Annotated in this window: 12 protein-coding genes; 1 reads left to right on the forward strand and 11 read right to left on the reverse strand. The window is 54.7% G+C overall.

Annotated features, from left to right (window positions below; translation table 11 throughout):
• Positions 1–6: 6 nt before the first annotated feature.
• The 11 genes from IMQ33_RS15505 to ribF form a co-directional block, all read right to left on the reverse strand.
• On the reverse strand, positions 7–1,239 hold the full coding sequence (locus tag IMQ33_RS15505) for a cysteine desulfurase-like protein (RefSeq protein ID WP_196062212.1): 1,233 nt from the start codon (positions 1,237–1,239) through the stop codon (positions 7–9).
• Complete coding sequence (locus IMQ33_RS15510; protein WP_065683565.1) at positions 1,236–1,874, reverse strand: 2OG-Fe dioxygenase family protein; 639 nt, start codon at positions 1,872–1,874, stop codon at positions 1,236–1,238. Before IMQ33_RS15510 ends, IMQ33_RS15505 begins: the two co-directional genes overlap by 4 nt.
• Before the next feature lie 275 nt (positions 1,875–2,149).
• Positions 2,150–2,608, reverse strand: a complete 459-nt coding sequence (tnpA, locus tag IMQ33_RS15515) for an IS200/IS605-like element IS1541C family transposase (RefSeq protein WP_024531425.1) — start codon at positions 2,606–2,608, stop codon at positions 2,150–2,152.
• 192 nt (positions 2,609–2,800) lie between these two features.
• Positions 2,801–6,022: a carbamoyl-phosphate synthase large subunit gene (gene carB, locus IMQ33_RS15520; protein ID WP_024527203.1), complete on the reverse strand. Its 3,222-nt coding sequence runs from the start codon at positions 6,020–6,022 to the stop codon at positions 2,801–2,803.
• A gap of 18 nt (positions 6,023–6,040) precedes the next feature.
• Entirely contained in the window at positions 6,041–7,189 is a 1,149-nt protein-coding gene (carA, locus tag IMQ33_RS15525) for a glutamine-hydrolyzing carbamoyl-phosphate synthase small subunit (protein WP_074028464.1), read from the reverse strand.
• Positions 7,190–7,659: 470 nt separating this feature from the next.
• Positions 7,660–8,481: a 4-hydroxy-tetrahydrodipicolinate reductase gene (gene dapB, locus IMQ33_RS15530; RefSeq protein WP_098928836.1), complete on the reverse strand. Its 822-nt coding sequence runs from the start codon at positions 8,479–8,481 to the stop codon at positions 7,660–7,662.
• A gap of 459 nt (positions 8,482–8,940) precedes the next feature.
• Positions 8,941–9,894, reverse strand: a complete 954-nt coding sequence (ispH, locus tag IMQ33_RS15535) for a 4-hydroxy-3-methylbut-2-enyl diphosphate reductase (protein ID WP_024527206.1) — start codon at positions 9,892–9,894, stop codon at positions 8,941–8,943.
• Complete coding sequence (gene fkpB / locus IMQ33_RS15540) at positions 9,875–10,345, reverse strand: FKBP-type peptidyl-prolyl cis-trans isomerase (protein ID WP_024483572.1); 471 nt, start codon at positions 10,343–10,345, stop codon at positions 9,875–9,877. The genes ispH and fkpB overlap by 20 nt, the downstream gene beginning before the upstream one ends.
• A 1-nt stretch (position 10,346) precedes the next feature.
• Complete coding sequence (gene lspA, locus IMQ33_RS15545; protein WP_024527207.1) at positions 10,347–10,853, reverse strand: signal peptidase II; 507 nt, start codon at positions 10,851–10,853, stop codon at positions 10,347–10,349.
• Positions 10,854–10,866: 13 nt separating this feature from the next.
• Positions 10,867–13,683 (reverse strand): isoleucine--tRNA ligase, encoded by a 2,817-nt coding sequence (gene ileS / locus IMQ33_RS15550; RefSeq protein WP_196062211.1) that lies wholly within the window; start codon positions 13,681–13,683, stop codon positions 10,867–10,869.
• A 30-nt stretch (positions 13,684–13,713) separates the two neighbouring features.
• Positions 13,714–14,652 carry a bifunctional riboflavin kinase/FAD synthetase gene (ribF, locus tag IMQ33_RS15555; RefSeq protein ID WP_024483575.1) on the reverse strand — a complete coding sequence of 313 codons (939 nt, stop codon included), beginning with the start codon at positions 14,650–14,652 and terminating at the stop codon, positions 13,714–13,716.
• Positions 14,653–15,087: 435 nt separating this feature from the next.
• On the opposite strand from ribF, the gene rpsT reads away from it, so the two are divergent.
• The gene (gene rpsT, locus IMQ33_RS15560) at positions 15,088–15,351 is read left to right on the forward strand and encodes a 30S ribosomal protein S20 (protein ID WP_024483576.1); all 264 of its coding nucleotides are present in this window, start codon (positions 15,088–15,090) and stop codon (positions 15,349–15,351) included.
• Positions 15,352–15,363: the final 12 nt, after the last annotated feature.

Genomic DNA, 15,363 nt, shown 5'->3' on the forward strand with positions numbered 1-15,363 from the left:
CGGCAATTATTGATTTAACGTGTTGATAATCTCAAACAAATGGTCAATTTCCTGGCGAGTGTTGTAATGCATCAAACCGATCCGCACGACACCGCCACGTTGCTCCAGACCCAGTTGGCGGATTAACCCCAGCGCATAAAAATGCCCGTTGCCGACACAAATATTGTGCTCTCCCAGGGCTCTGGCAACCGATTCAGGCAGCCCGTGCTCAAACGTCACGGCGAAAGTCGGGGTTCGGCAATTAGCATCAGGCCGATCGATTCCGTACAAACGCGCCCCCTTCACTTGCCGTAGTTTTTCCAAGAAATAAGCGCTGAGCGCTTCTTCATGCTGGCTGAGTTGGCTAAAGCTGTCTTGCAAGCGCTGGCGCAAGGGCGCTCCGGGTTCTCCCCACTGAGCCAGATATTCGATCGCAGCAGTCACCCCCGCAAGCCCTTCAAAACTCTGAGTTCCCGTTTCGAAACGCCCAGGACCAAGATCGGTGGCCGGTTCGACCTTGTAAGGACGTAACGTTTGTAACCACGGCGTAGCCAGATAGGCAATCCCGACGTGTGGACCAAAAAATTTATACGCGGAACACAGGAGTATGTCGCAACCCAACGCCTGAACATCAATAAGACGGTGTGGAGCATAGTGCACTGCATCTACATACACCAAAGCGCCAACCTGGTGTGCCGCCTCGACGATACGCTTTATATCCACGATCGAGCCTGTGGTATTTGACGCATAGGTGACAGCCACCAACCGGGTTCTGGCGTTCATGAGCGCACAAAGTTTATCGACGTCTAACGTACAATCCTGCGTATTAACAGGAACCTGATGGACAACGATCTGTTTATCGGCAGCGGCCTGTTGCCAGCTCGAAACGTTCGCATAGTGATCCAGAGCGGTGACGATCACCTCATCCCCGGCTTGCCAATCCCGGCTGATAGCGCGGCTCAGCTGAAAAGTCAGTGAGGTCATGTTGGCGCCAAAGACAATGTTGTCGGCCGAGCTGGCATTCAAGAACGCCCGAACGGACTCTCTGGCTTGTAACATCACTCGCTCAGTGGCTTTGCTGGAAAAATAGTGCCCCCCCAGGTTGGCATTATGGTGGCCCAAATAATCGACCATCTTGTCTAACACCGTGCGCGGGACCTGTGAGCCACCGGGGCCATCAAAGAACACCACGCTTTTTCCTTGATACCGCTGACCCAGAGCGCTGAATTGCGTCCGGCTTTGTTCAGGCGTAAATTTCATGCCACCCTCGCTGTCAGAACAAAAACATCCATATGCCCTTCTTTATCGGTCACGACGGCACGGATTGGGCAGGCGTTATGCCACAGCTTACTATCAGCGATCATGGCAACTTCCCCATTTTCCAACACCTTACGGAAAAATGGCTCTTCGCGATTGCTGTTATAGAGCAGGATATCTCCCCCGACAATGTTATGCCTGTCGATACCGACTATCGCGATATGATCAAAACCATCACGATGGATGCCTTCTGGTGCCACCTGAGTTTCATCATAGGTGGTGGTAATGCGGATTTGGTGGATCTCGATTTCCTGGTTGTTCGGTAGAGCATTGCTTTCAACAAAGAGCCCACACATTTCGCGCATCCCCTCATTTTGCCAGGTCGTGGCCAGGAGCGGTTCAAACTGGCGGACAATATTGCCCTGAAAATGGTTGATATCCTCAGATTGTACAAACTCATGTTTGCCCGTCTCTACCACCTTTCCATCCTGAAAACGCATGACGGAATAACGCCGCAGGCGGTACTTGCCATCCGCATGCTGAGTGTGGGGAAGCGTGTTGAATGAAGGAGCCAGTTGAGCAATCCCCTCCTGGCTAAGATGGGTGATCTGCAGGATATTCTCGTGTTTGTTTAGCATGATGACACCTTATTGAACAGGCCCGTTTTACAACAGAAAATAACAGTAATCATCATTAAAAATAGATAAAGATAATGGGATATCAAATTTATCATCACAAAAATATGACGTACGCCCACAAAATCAGCACAAGCCGCAAATCATCACTTTTGGGTTGCTCCAGCAATAATAAATATCCTCCGGCATAGCCGGAGGTTTTTCATATGCGCCTATAAGGCTCTGTTGCCAGCCGCGCCCTAACAGGCGCATTGCGATCTGACATTTGCATTTATGGATTACTTACTGCCCGTAAACGGGCTACCCGGATAGGGGATCGACAACTGCTCACCCATTTTATCCTCTTCCAGTTGGTGCTTTATGTATTCTTGTATCCTGGCTGTATTTTTACCAACCGTATCAACGTAATACCCTCGGCACCAGAACTCCCTGTTACGGTATTTGAACTTCAAATCGCCAAACTGCTCATAAAGCATCAGGCTACTCTTTCCCTTCAGGTATCCCATAAAGCCCGACACACTCATCTTGGGCGGGATTTCCAGAAGCATATGGATGTGATCCACACAACATTCCGCTTCCAGAATATTCACGTTTTTCCATTCGCACAGCTTTCTTAAGATACTGCCAATCGCTTTACGCTTTTCCCCGTAGAACACCTTTCTTCGGTACTTCGGCGCAAATACTATGTGATATTTACAGTTCCATCGCGTGTGCGCTAAGCTCTTTTCGTCCCTCATAGGGACCCCCTTTTGATTTCTTGTTGAACCTTTGCAGTTGCCAGACCGCAAACTGTTTTAACAAATCAAAAGGGGTTTTTATAACTGGCTCAAAGCTGAAAGCTTTACGGAACCTCCAGCCTAGCTGGAGGTTTTCTGTGCACAAAAAAGGCGCTGCAAAAGCAGCGCCTCAGTGGTAGCCAACTTATTAACTTACTTGGTGATACGTGCGTGCAGTTCCTGTACCGACGTGACCTGCTCGGTTGGATCGGCCTTCATCGCCATTGAGGTAGCAAAGCCGCCGTTCATCGTGGTGTCGTAGTGCACTTTATACTGCAGCGCACTGCGGCGGATCAGCTTGGAGTCTTCAATCGCCTGACGCCCCGCAGTGGTATTCACGATGTAGGTGTATTCGCCGTTCTTGATGCGGTCCTGAATGTGCGGACGCCCTTCATGCACCTTGTTGACCAGGCGTGGGTTAATCCCCGCTTCGCCCAGCACCACTGCGGTGCCGTGGGTAGCATCCAGTTCAAAGCCCTGCTTGAGCAGGCTGGCAGCCAAATCCACCACGCGAGCCTTGTCCCCACTGCGAACTGACAGCAGCGCACGGCCTTTCTTCATGCCGGAGTTACTGCCCAACATCGCCTTGGAGAAGGCTTCGGCGAAGGTACGGCCAACGCCCATCACTTCACCGGTCGAGCGCATTTCTGGCCCGAGGATCGGGTCAACGCCTGGGAACTTGTTGAACGGCAGCACCACTTCCTTGACCGAGTAGTACGGCGGGATGACCTCTTCAGTCACGCCCTGTTCGGCCAGTGATTTACCGGCCATCACGCGCGCCGCCACTTTTGCCAACGCTACGCCGGTAGCCTTGGAAACGAACGGCACGGTACGTGCGGCACGTGGGTTCACTTCGATCAGGTAGACTTCGTTGTTCTTCACCGCAAACTGCACGTTCATCAGACCACGAACCTGCAGCTCAAACGCCAGTTTTTCTACCTGCTGGCGCATCACGTCCTGGATCTCTTTGCTCAGCGTGTAGGCTGGCAGTGAACAAGCGGAGTCACCGGAGTGGACGCCAGCCTGTTCGATATGCTCCATGATGCCACCGATCAGCACGCGCTCGCCGTCACAGATAGCATCCACATCCACTTCTACCGCGTCGTCCAGGAAGCGGTCCAGCAGCACTGGCGCATCGTTGGATACGCTGACCGCGTTCTGGAAGTAACGACGCAGGTCGATGTCGTCGTAAACGATCTCCATCGCACGGCCACCCAGTACGTAGGAGGGGCGCACCACCAGCGGATAACCGATGCCGGCCGCTTTCTCAACCGCCTGCTCGATGGTTGCCACGGTGGCGTTGGCCGGCTGCTTCAGGCCCAAGCGGTTAACCGCCTGCTGGAAACGTTCACGGTCTTCGGCACGGTCAATCGCATCAGGGCTGGTGCCAATAATCGGCACGCCTGCCGCTTCCAACTCACGCGCCAGTTTCAACGGGGTTTGCCCGCCATACTGCACGATCACGCCTTTTGGCTTCTCGATACGGACGATTTCCAGCACGTCTTCCAGCGTCACCGGTTCGAAGTACAAGCGATCCGAGGTGTCGTAGTCGGTAGAGACGGTTTCCGGGTTGCAGTTGACCATGATGGTCTCGTAGCCGTCTTCGCGCAGCGCCAGCGAGGCGTGTACGCAGCAATAGTCGAACTCGATGCCCTGGCCGATACGGTTCGGGCCACCGCCCAGGATCATGATTTTCGGACGATCGTTGGTCGGGTTGGATTCACACTCGTCTTCATAGGTGGAATACATGTAGGCGGTGTCGGTCGCAAACTCTGCCGCACAGGTGTCCACACGCTTGTAGACCGGGTGCATGTTGAAGCTGTGGCGCAGCTTGCGGATTTCGCTTTCCGCAACGCCAGCCAGCTTGGCCAGGCGCGCATCGGCAAAGCCTTTACGCTTGAGCGTACGCAGGAAATCAGCGTTCAGGCCGTTGATGCCCGCTTCGGCAACCTGCTCTTCCAGACGCACCAGCTCTTCAATCTGCACCAGGAACCAGCGGTCGATATTGGTCAGGTTGAACACGCCATCGACGGACAGACCGGCGCGGAAAGCATCGGCGATATACCAAATGCGATCGGAACCCGCATCCTTCAGCTCACGGCGGATCTTGGTCAAGGCTTCCGGATCGTCCAGGCTCACTTTCGGATCGAACCCGGTCGCGCCCACTTCCAGGCCGCGCAGCGCTTTCTGCAATGACTCCTGCTGAGTGCGGCCAATCGCCATCACTTCGCCGACCGACTTCATCTGGGTGGTCAGGCGATCGTTGGCACCGGCAAACTTCTCGAAGTTGAAGCGCGGGATCTTGGTGACGACATAGTCGATGGACGGCTCAAAGGAGGCTGGCGTACGGCCACCGGTGATGTCATTCATCAGCTCATCGAGGGTGTAACCCACCGCCAGCTTGGCGGCGATCTTGGCAATCGGGAAGCCAGTCGCTTTCGAGGCCAGCGCCGATGAACGGGATACGCGTGGGTTCATTTCAATCACGATCAGGCGGCCAGTTTTCGGGTTCACCGAGAACTGCACGTTGGAGCCGCCGGTTTCCACCCCGATCTCACGCAGCACCGCCATCGAGGCGTTACGCATGATTTGGTATTCTTTGTCGGTCAGCGTTTGCGCTGGAGCCACCGTGATGGAGTCACCGGTATGGATACCCATAGCATCGATGTTTTCGATCGAGCAGACGATGATGCAGTTGTCATTCTTATCGCGCACCACCTCCATCTCGTACTCTTTCCAGCCGATCAGCGATTCGTCAATCAGCAGCTCTTTGGTCGGGGACAGATCCAGACCGCGCTCGCAGATCTCTTCAAACTCTTCGCGGTTATAGGCGATGCCGCCACCGGTGCCGCCCATGGTGAATGACGGGCGGATAATGCATGGGAAGCCCACATCAGCGGCCACCGCCAACGCTTCTTCCATATTATGGGCGATGCCGGAACGCGCCGTGTCCAGGCCAATTTTCTTCATGGCGATATCGAAACGGCGGCGGTCTTCGGCTTTGTCGATGGCATCGGCGGTAGCGCCGATCATGGTGACGCCAAACTCGGCCAGTACGCCCTGACGTTCCAACTCCAACGCACAGTTCAGCGCGGTTTGCCCACCCATGGTTGGCAGCACTGCATCCGGGCGCTCTTTCTCGATGATTTTACGCACCACTTCCCAGTGGATCGGCTCGATGTAGGTGGCATCGGCCATTTCCGGGTCGGTCATGATGGTGGCCGGGTTCGAGTTGACCAGTACGACGCGATAACCTTCTTCACGCAGCGCCTTACACGCCTGGGCACCAGAGTAGTCAAATTCACACGCCTGGCCGATAACGATCGGGCCAGCGCCGAGGATCAGGATGCTTTTTATATCTGTACGTTTTGGCATGGCTTTTCTGGCTCCTGATTATTTGGCGTTGGTACGGTAAGTCTCAATCAGTTCGATAAAGTGATCGAACAGCGGCGCGGCATCGTGCGGGCCTGGGCTGGCTTCTGGGTGGCCCTGGAAGCTGAACGCGGCTTTATCGGTACGATGGATGCCCTGCACCGTGTGGTCGAACAGGGATTTATGCGTGACCCGCAATGTGTTCGGCAGATTATTTTCATCGACGGCAAAGCCGTGGTTCTGCGCGGTGATCATCACGGTATTGTTATCCAGATCCTTCACCGGGTGGTTACCGCCGTGGTGGCCAAGCTTCATCTTCATGGTTTTGGCACCGCTGGCCAGCGCCAACAGTTGGTGGCCCAGGCAGATACCAAATACCGGGATATCGGTTTCCAGGAAACGTTTGATGGCGGTGATGGCGTAATCGCAAGGCTCCGGGTCACCAGGGCCGTTGGACAGGAAGATGCCGTCCGGATTCATTTTCAGCACCTCTTCCGCAGGGGTTTGCGCTGGCACCACGGTGAGGCGGCAGCCGCGATCCACCAGCATACGCAGGATATTACGCTTGGCGCCGTAATCGTAGGCCACTACATGGTAAGGCAGTTCGCCCGCAGGTTTAGCCTCCGGCAAATCGCCTTCCAGCGTCCAGCTCCCCTGTTGCCAGGCGTAAGCTTCTTTGGTGGTGACCTCTTTTGCCAGGTCCATGCCTTTCAGGCCAGGGAAAGCCTTGGCTTTTTGCAGCGCCAGATCGGCATCGGTGAGGTCGCCCGCGATGATGCAGCCGTTCTGTGCGCCTTTCTCACGCAGCAGACGAGTCAGCTTGCGGGTATCGATATCGGCAATCGCCACAATATTATGACGCTTGAGGTAATCGGCCAGGCCCATTTCGTTGCGGTAGTTGCTGGCAATCAGGGGCAGGTCGCGGATGACAAGGCCTTGAGCATGAACAGCGGAGGATTCTGCGTCGGAATCATTGGTGCCGACATTGCCGATATGAGGATAAGTAAGAGTAACGATCTGGCGGGAGTAGGAAGGATCAGTGAGGATTTCTTGATAACCGGTCATCGAGGTATTGAAGACCACTTCCCCCACTGCCGTACCTTCTGCCCCGATGGCCCGACCGTGGAATTGGGTTCCGTCTTCCAGAACCAATAGCGCTGACTTAATCAAAACACCCTCCGAGGAATAATCAATCACAATATTTGCATATTAATTCAGATTTCACGCCCTAAATCAATGCAAAAACCGCCCTCAAGGCCAATTTTTGGCAAATTGGGCGCATTTTAATGATGAGCGTCCCGCTTGTCTAGATAAAGCGCCATTTTTTTCATTATTTTTGCAGCCTTCAGGGTTTAAAGGGGGTCACAGGCACAAAAACACCAGCAAACTTGACCGGGTAAACGGTTGCGAGACACAGTGACAGAAAAAATGGCTTAAAACAGCTTAAATCTGCGTAGGGAGCAATAAAGATGACGGAAAAAACAGGAATAAGACTAGATAACATATAAAAACAATAGCTACATCATTAAAAATGATCTTAACCATCATTTTCAATGTTAAAAAAAAGGACAATAAAATTATTGTCCGATTATCATATCATTATGATCAACACAACCACATCACGATGGTGTTCATTAAAATTATAACTGGTCTAAACCGAGCACATCACGCATATCAAACAGCCCATTATGCTGGTTTGATATCCATGACGCGGCACGCACCGCGCCATTGGCAAACGTCATCCGGCTTGAGGCTTTATGGGTAATTTCTACCCGCTCGCCAATATCGGCAAACATGGCGGTATGTTCACCCACAATATCCCCGGCACGAATGGTGGCAAAGCCGATGCTCTTTGGATCGCGCTCGCCGGTATAGCCCACGCGCTCGTAAACCGCGCACTCTTTCAGATCGCGTCCCAAGGCACCGGCAATCGCCTCGCCCATAGCTAACGCCGTTCCTGAAGGAGCATCTACCTTGTGGCGGTGGTGAGCTTCCACAATTTCGATATCGGTATAATCGCCCATTACCTTGGCCGCTTTCTCCAGCAGCTTGAGCACCACGTTGACGCCCACGCTGAAGTTGGCGGCAAACACGATGCCAATCTGCTGTGCCGCGGCCTGGATCGCCGCTTTACCTGCATCATCAAAACCGGTGGTGCCGATCACCATGGCTTTGCCGTGGGCCACGCAAAACGCCAGATGAGCCAGGGTGCCTTCCGGGCGGGTGAAGTCGATCAGGATATCGAAATCGTTGACAACCTTTTCCAGGTTATCGCTGACGGTGACACCCAATGCACCAACGCCAGCCAGTTCACCGGCATCTGTGCCAACCAGGCTAGACCCCGGACGCTCCAGTGCCGCCCCCAATACCACGCCCTGTGCCTGCTGCACGGCCTGGATCAATTGGCGCCCCATGCGGCCACCGGAACCCGCAATCGCGATGCGGATTTGTGAATCAGTCATACTTCGCTCTCTTTTATGGTCAAAAGCCACTCCTCGGCTATGGGTTCAGGGTAACTTCCCTACCCTATCACTACCAGAGGATTTGCTTACGGATTAGAAAATTATGATATGCCCGGTATGTTATCAGTAACGCTGTCAATTGATTAACAATTACCCGATTAGCGTCAACCGTCTGGTGCTACATAATCATGCACTATTTATGCATTACGATGAATGGCGATAAAGTCGATTTTTGCTCATTCTGCACGCTAAAGGACGAGCTTAATACTGCAACACATAAAGCCCAAGGCAGGTGGGAGACATACAGGTTAGCCGACTGTTGAGCGCATGGATGCCCGATTCGAGCCCCAGGGACGGGTTCTTCATTATGGCTCCCACCTGTTACACGATTAATTACAGCGAGTTAAAACGCAAAACGGGAAGCCAAGGCTTCCCGTTACTTAATGATATTGGCAACGATCAGTCGATCTGCTTGATATCCATGCGCAGTTCTTTCGGTACTTCAAACACGATGTTCTCTTCGCGGCCGCTGAGCTCCTGCACGTCTTTGCCGCCCAATGCTTTCAAGCGGCTGATGACGTCCTGAACCAGCACGTCCGGCGCAGAGGCTCCGGCGGTGACGCCAATGTTGCTGGCGTCTTTCAACCAGGATTCCTGAATGTCCGCCGCCGAGTCGATCAGATAGGCTGGTTTACCCACACGCTGGGCAAGTTCCGCCAGGCGGTTGGAGTTGGACGAGTTCTTCGACCCCACCACCAGCACCACGTCGGCATCACCTGCCAAGCTGCGCACCGCTTCCTGACGGTTGGTGGTGGCATAGCAGATATCGTCCTTGCGCGGCCCGATAATATCCGGGAAGCGCTTACGCAACGCATCGATCACATCGGAGGTATCATCCACCGATAAGGTCGTCTGGGTCATAAAGCACAGGTTATGCTCGTTCTTCACCTGCAATTGCCAGACATCTTCCGGCGACTCAACCAGGTACATGCCCCCCTCAGGGTTACTGTACTGGCCCATGGTGCCTTCCACTTCCGGATGCCCGGCATGGCCAATCAGGATCGCTTCGGTGCCCTTACGGCTGGCCCGAGCCACTTCCATATGCACCTTGGTCACCAATGGGCAGGTGGCATCAAACAGCATGGTCAGATCGCGGGCCTTAGCTTCGGCCCGAACAGCCTGCGACACACCGTGGGCAGAGAAGATCAGGATTGAGCCGTCCGGCACTTCCGCGATCTCTTCGATAAATACCGCACCACGCTCGCGCAGGCTTTCGACCACATAGCGGTTATGCACCACTTCGTGACGCACGTAAATCGGCGCACCATAAATCTCCAGCGCACGTTCTACGATGCTGATCGCACGATCGACCCCGGCGCAGAAGCCACGCGGGTTAGCCAGCAATATTTGCATGCGCTTCCTCCTGCTGCGGGTCGATCTCCAGCACTTCGATATCGAAGGTCACCGGATGCCCCGCCAACGGATGGTTGAAATCAACGGTGATCGAATCTTCCGCCACTTCACGCACCACACCAGGCATTTCACTGCCGTCGATGGCGGTAAACAGCATGATGGTGCCAACATCCGGCACGCCGGTTTCGTTAAAATCGCGGCGTGAGAAGAACTGGATCAGATCCGGGTTCTCCGCACCGAACGCGGCTTCCGGTTGCAGGGTAAACGCACATTTGTCCCCTGCCCGCAGGCCGATCAGCTGCTGTTCCAGCGGAGCAGACAGGCTGCCATCGCCCAGGCGGAACAGCGCTGGTTTGCCGTTACCCTGGGTTGATTCCGCGGTCGTTCCATCTGCCAGTTTCAGCGTGAAATGCACCAGCACTGCGCTGTTGCCGTTAACCTGAGCCGTCATATCACTTACCTTCGCTGTTGACGCTTTTCTTCGCCGGCAAGAACCCTTCCAGCACGATCATGGCGGCACCGACGCAGATAAAGCTGTCCGCCAGATTGAAGGTCGGGTAATGCCAGTTGCCGATATAAAAGTCGATGAAATCGACCACAAAGCCATGCCACAGACGATCAAACAGGTTGCCGAGCGCACCGCCGATAATAAAGGCATAGGCGATATTGTTCAGCTTCTGCTGGGCACTGCTGCGATACATCATCACCAGCAGCACCACCACGATGGCGACCGCAATACCGGCAAAGAACCAGCGCTGCCAGCCACCGTGATCCGCCAGGAAACTGAACGCCGCACCGTAGTTACGGGCGTAGTACAGGTTGATAGACGGGAACAACGGCTGGGTCTGGCCCAGCACGAAGTTACTCAGGATCCACTGTTTGCTGAAAAAATCCAGCGCCAGCACCACCACTACCAGCCATAGCCAGCGCAAGCCGGTCGAACTTATCGGTCTACTCATCAGGCGCTTGATCTCAGGCAAAGTTACGTTTTTCGCCGTCACCGGCTACGTTGGTCACACAGCGGCCGCAGAGTTCTGCATGCTCCGCCACCTGGCCGACATCGGTGGTGTAATGCCAGCAGCGCGGGCACTTCTCACCATCCGCTTTGCTGAATGCAATTTTCAGCCCTTTCAACAGTTCGCTTTGCTGCGCATCGGCAGGAGCATCTGCAAACGGTGCTACGCTGGCCGATGAAGTCAGCAACACAAAGCGCAGTTCGTCCTGCAGGCTGTTCAGACGTGCTGCCAGATCGCTATCGGCGTACAGCGTAACCGCCGCCTCCAACGAACCGCCAATGTGCTTGTCCGCACGTGCCTGCTCCAGCACCTTGTTCACTTCACCACGCACTTTCAGCAGATCGGCCCAGAACGCATCGTTCATGCCTTCGCCTGCCGCCAGCCCGAACAGACCGTCGTACCACTCTTCGGTAAACACGTACTGCGGGCGCTCACCTGGTAGGAAGGCCCAGATTTCATCGGCGGTAAACGACATGATCGGCGCCATCCAACGTACCAGCGCTTCCGCAATGTGGAACAGAGCGGTCTGGCAGCTGCGACGGGCAACGCTGTCGCTTTTCGCGGTGTACTGACGGTCTTTAATGATGTCCAGATAGAAGGACCCCATTTCTACCGAGCAGAACTGCATCAGGCGCTGCACCACTTCATGGAAATCGTAGTTGGCATAGGCCTGCTCGATATCCTGCTGCGCGGCCATTGCACGACCTACGGCCCAGCGATCCAGTACCACCATCTCTTCCGGTGCCACGCAGTCAGTGCTTGGATCAAACCCGTTCAGGTTGGCCAGCAGGAAACGCGCGGTATTACGGATGCGGCGATAAGAATCGGCAGCACGCTTGAGGATTTCGTCGGAAACCGCAATCTCGCCGGTGTAATCGGTAGAGGCGACCCACAGGCGCAGAATGTCGCCACCCAGCTTGTTCATCACGTCCTGCGGGCTGACGGTGTTGCCGATTGATTTGGACATTTTGCGGCCCTGACCATCGACGGTAAAGCCGTGGGTCAGCACTTCTTTGTAAGGCGCTTTACCCTTCATGGCGGTTGAAATCATCAGCGATGACATGAACCAGCCACGATGTTGGTCGGAACCTTCCAGATACATGTCGGCAGAGTGGCCGTTGAATTCTGGGCGCACGTCAACTACGGAAGAATGGGTTGAACCCGAGTCGAACCAGACGTCCAGCGTATCTGGCACTTTCACATAATCGGCCGCTTCGTCACCGAGGATATCGGCAGCGTCCAGATCCCACCAGGCCTGGATCCCGTCTTGCTCAACACGCTTGGCCACTTCTTCCATCAGCTCTACGCTGCGTGGGTGAAGTTGCTCGGTGTCTTTATGTACGAACAGGGACATGGGAACGCCCCAGGTACGCTGGCGTGAGATACACCAGTCTGGGCGGTTAGCAACCATGGTTTCGATACGCGCCTGGCCCCAATCCGGGATCCATTGCACGCCTTTGATCTCTTCCAGCGACTGCTTGCGCAGACCCTTTTGATCCATGCTGATAAACCATTGCGGCGTGGCGCGGAAGATGATCGGCGTTTTATGGCGCCAGCAGCACGGGTAGCTGTGTTGCAGTTTTTCCACATGCAGCAGAGCACCCTTCTCACGCAGCAGCTCAACGATCAGATCGTTGGCCTTGAACACGAACTTGCCGTCCAGCGTTGGATAGGTGCCGGTCAGGTAGCAGCCGTTCGGGCCAACCGGGTTGGCGACTTCCAGGCCGTATTTCTGGCCGATCACGAAGTCATCCGGGCCGTGGCCAGGAGCGGTATGTACGGCACCGGTACCGGCATCCAGCGTAACGTGATCGCCCAGGATCGCCGGCACGTCAAAGCCCATAAACGGATGGGTAAAGCGCATCAGTTCCAGATCGCTGCCCTTGCAGCTACCCAGCACTTCCCAATGGCTGATGCCTGCACGTTTCATCACGCTTTCTACCAGGTCAGCTGCCAGGATCAGGCACTGGCCTTCAACCTGGACCAGATGGTAGGTGAACTCTGCATTCAGCGAGATCGCACGGTTGGCAGGCAGCGTCCACGGTGTGGTCGTCCAGATCACCAGTGACACAGGGCCATTAACGCGGGTTACGCCAAATTTGCTGGCCACAGCCGCCGCATCAACCGCGTGGAACGCGACGTCGATGGATGGCGAGGTTTTGTCGTAATATTCAACTTCCGCTTCCGCCAGGGAAGAACCACAGTCCGTACACCAGTGCACCGGCTTGGCGCCTTTGAGCAGATGACCATTGCTGATGATCTTGCCCAACGCACGGATGATGTTGGCTTCGGTTTTAAAATTCATGGTCAGGTACGGATGATCCCAGTCACCCAGCACCCCCAGACGGATAAAGTCTTTCTTCTGGCCTTCTACCTGCTCGGCGGCATATTCACGACATTTCTGGCGGAACTCTGCCGGTGTCAGTTTCTCACCCGGTTTGCCATACAGTTGCTCAACCTTCAGTTCGATAGGCAGACCGTGACAGTCCCAGCCTGGAACATAAGGCGAATCAAAGCCAGCCATCCCTTTTGACTTGATAATAATGTCTTTGAGGATCTTGTTTACCGAGTGACCAATGTGAATGCTGCCATTCGCATACGGAGGGCCGTCATGCAGAATGAAGGATTTCTTGCCCTTTTTGGCGGCACGAATGATCCCGTACAGATCCTGTTCATACCAACGTGCGAGCATGCCAGGTTCACGCTTGGCGAGATCGCCACGCATCGGGAACCCTGTTTCCGGCAAGTTCAGGGTATTCTTGTAGTCACTCATTAGATTCTCGATCTCGTTTCGGTTCGTAGATTAAGCCGGTGTCTGTAGCCCGAAGAACGTCCGGGCCGTCACCACATCATTGGCGATTTGCTGCTTTAGCGCATCGAGCGAAGCAAAACGCTGTTCATTGCGCAATTTTGCGCGCAGCACCACATCCAAGTGGCGCCCGTAAAGATCCATGGTTACGTCCAGCAGATGCACTTCCAACTGCTGACGTACGCCTGCCACCGTAGGGCGGGTGCCGATATTGGCCACGCCAGGCAAAGGCTCGGGGCCCAGGCCATAAACATCGACGGCATACACCCCTTTCACCGGGGCAACCAGGCGTTTGAGCGGCAGGTTGGCGGTGGGGAAACCAATGGTTCGCCCCAGTTCATCGCCATGCACTACGCGCCCGGAAATACTGTAAGGATGCCCCAGCAGGGTTTCTGCCAGCGGCAAATCATCATCACGCAGCGCATTGCGGATAGCGGTGCTGCTGATGCGCAGGTCGCCTTCACGGAAGCTTGGCGTGCTGACCACCTCAAAGCCGAACTCTTGCCCGGCAAGCTCTAACAGCGGGAAGTCCCCCTGGCGACCAGCACCAAAGCGGAAATCATCCCCCACCATCAGGAATTTTACCCCCAGCTTTTCGACCAGCAGCTCGGCAACGAATGCCTGAGCGGTATGGGCAGCAAAGCGGGGATCAAACTTGACGCATAACAGGTAATCAACCCCGGCCTGCGCCAGGTATTTGGCTTTGTCACGCAAACGCGTGAGGCGGGCCGGAGCCTTGTCCGCGGCAAACAGTTCCAGCGGCTGTGGCTCAAAGATCATGACAATGACGGGTAACCCCAGGCGTCGCCCTTCCTGCTTCAACTGCCCCAACAGCGCCTTGTGACCGCGATGGACGCCGTCAAAGTTGCCGATGGTGAGCACACAGCCACGGTGGCGTGCCCGGATATTATGGATGCCGCGAATTAGCTGCATAGCTGGCCCAACACAGTGGAAATCGGCGGATTATACCTTGTACAGCGGTCAAGGTTAACCCGCGATTGGTTCCTTTGATGTAATAGTCATACCATACCGGAGGATAATCGCCTTAACCACCGTTTATCTGGCCCAATGCGTGCTATATTAGCGCGCTGATAGCGAGCTTGGCTTCTGGCCGACGCTTGAAAGACGGGGGATAACCCACCAGGACCAACAGCTTGCAGACTGTGATGCAAATCACATGGCGATTTTTCTCGTGAAACACTGTATTCCCATGGCTGAAGCTGGTAAAATCCTGCGCCATCACAACGTAGCAAGTGCCGCCCGTACAAACGGCGCTTATTTGCACAAATCCATTGACAAACGAAGGCTAAAAGGGCATATTCCTCGGCCTTTGAATTGTCCTCAATATATATATTTGGGAGTTGGACCTTGGCTAATATCAAATCAGCTAAGAAACGCGCCATACAGTCTGAGAAACGTCGCAAGCATAACGCTAGCCGTCGCTCAATGGTGCGTACCTTCATTAAGAAGGTTGACGCAGCTATCGCAGCTGGCGACAAAGACGCAGCACAAAACGCATTCCTCGTAATGCAACCACTTGTGGATCGCCAGGCAGCTAAAGGCCTGATCCACAAAAACAAAGCAGCGCGTCATAAGTCAAACCTGACGGCGCGTATCAACGCAATGCAATAAGCATTACGTTGT

The sequence above is a fragment of the Serratia sp. Res13-Sevr-LER1-36-b genome, assembly GCF_015673035.1.
GTDB lineage: Bacteria > Pseudomonadota > Gammaproteobacteria > Enterobacterales > Enterobacteriaceae > Chania > Chania fonticola_C.

What these genes read in the sequence shown, in the direction of transcription:
- IMQ33_RS15505 (WP_196062212.1), bottom strand. Translation starts at nt 1,239, where the DNA reads ATGAAATTTACGCCTGAACAAAGCCGGACGCAATTCAGCGCTCTGGGT.
- IMQ33_RS15510 (WP_065683565.1), bottom strand. Translation starts at nt 1,874, where the DNA reads ATGCTAAACAAACACGAGAATATCCTGCAGATCACCCATCTTAGCCAG.
- tnpA (WP_024531425.1), bottom strand. Translation starts at nt 2,608, where the DNA reads ATGAGGGACGAAAAGAGCTTAGCGCACACGCGATGGAACTGTAAATAT.
- carB (WP_024527203.1), bottom strand. Translation starts at nt 6,022, where the DNA reads ATGCCAAAACGTACAGATATAAAAAGCATCCTGATCCTCGGCGCTGGC.
- dapB (WP_098928836.1), bottom strand. Translation starts at nt 8,481, where the DNA reads ATGACTGATTCACAAATCCGCATCGCGATTGCGGGTTCCGGTGGCCGC.
- ispH (WP_024527206.1), bottom strand. Translation starts at nt 9,894, where the DNA reads ATGCAAATATTGCTGGCTAACCCGCGTGGCTTCTGCGCCGGGGTCGAT.
- fkpB (WP_024483572.1), bottom strand. Translation starts at nt 10,345, where the DNA reads ATGACGGCTCAGGTTAACGGCAACAGCGCAGTGCTGGTGCATTTCACG.
- lspA (WP_024527207.1), bottom strand. Translation starts at nt 10,853, where the DNA reads ATGAGTAGACCGATAAGTTCGACCGGCTTGCGCTGGCTATGGCTGGTA.
- ileS (WP_196062211.1), bottom strand. Translation starts at nt 13,683, where the DNA reads ATGAGTGACTACAAGAATACCCTGAACTTGCCGGAAACAGGGTTCCCG.
- ribF (WP_024483575.1), bottom strand. Translation starts at nt 14,652, where the DNA reads ATGCAGCTAATTCGCGGCATCCATAATATCCGGGCACGCCACCGTGGC.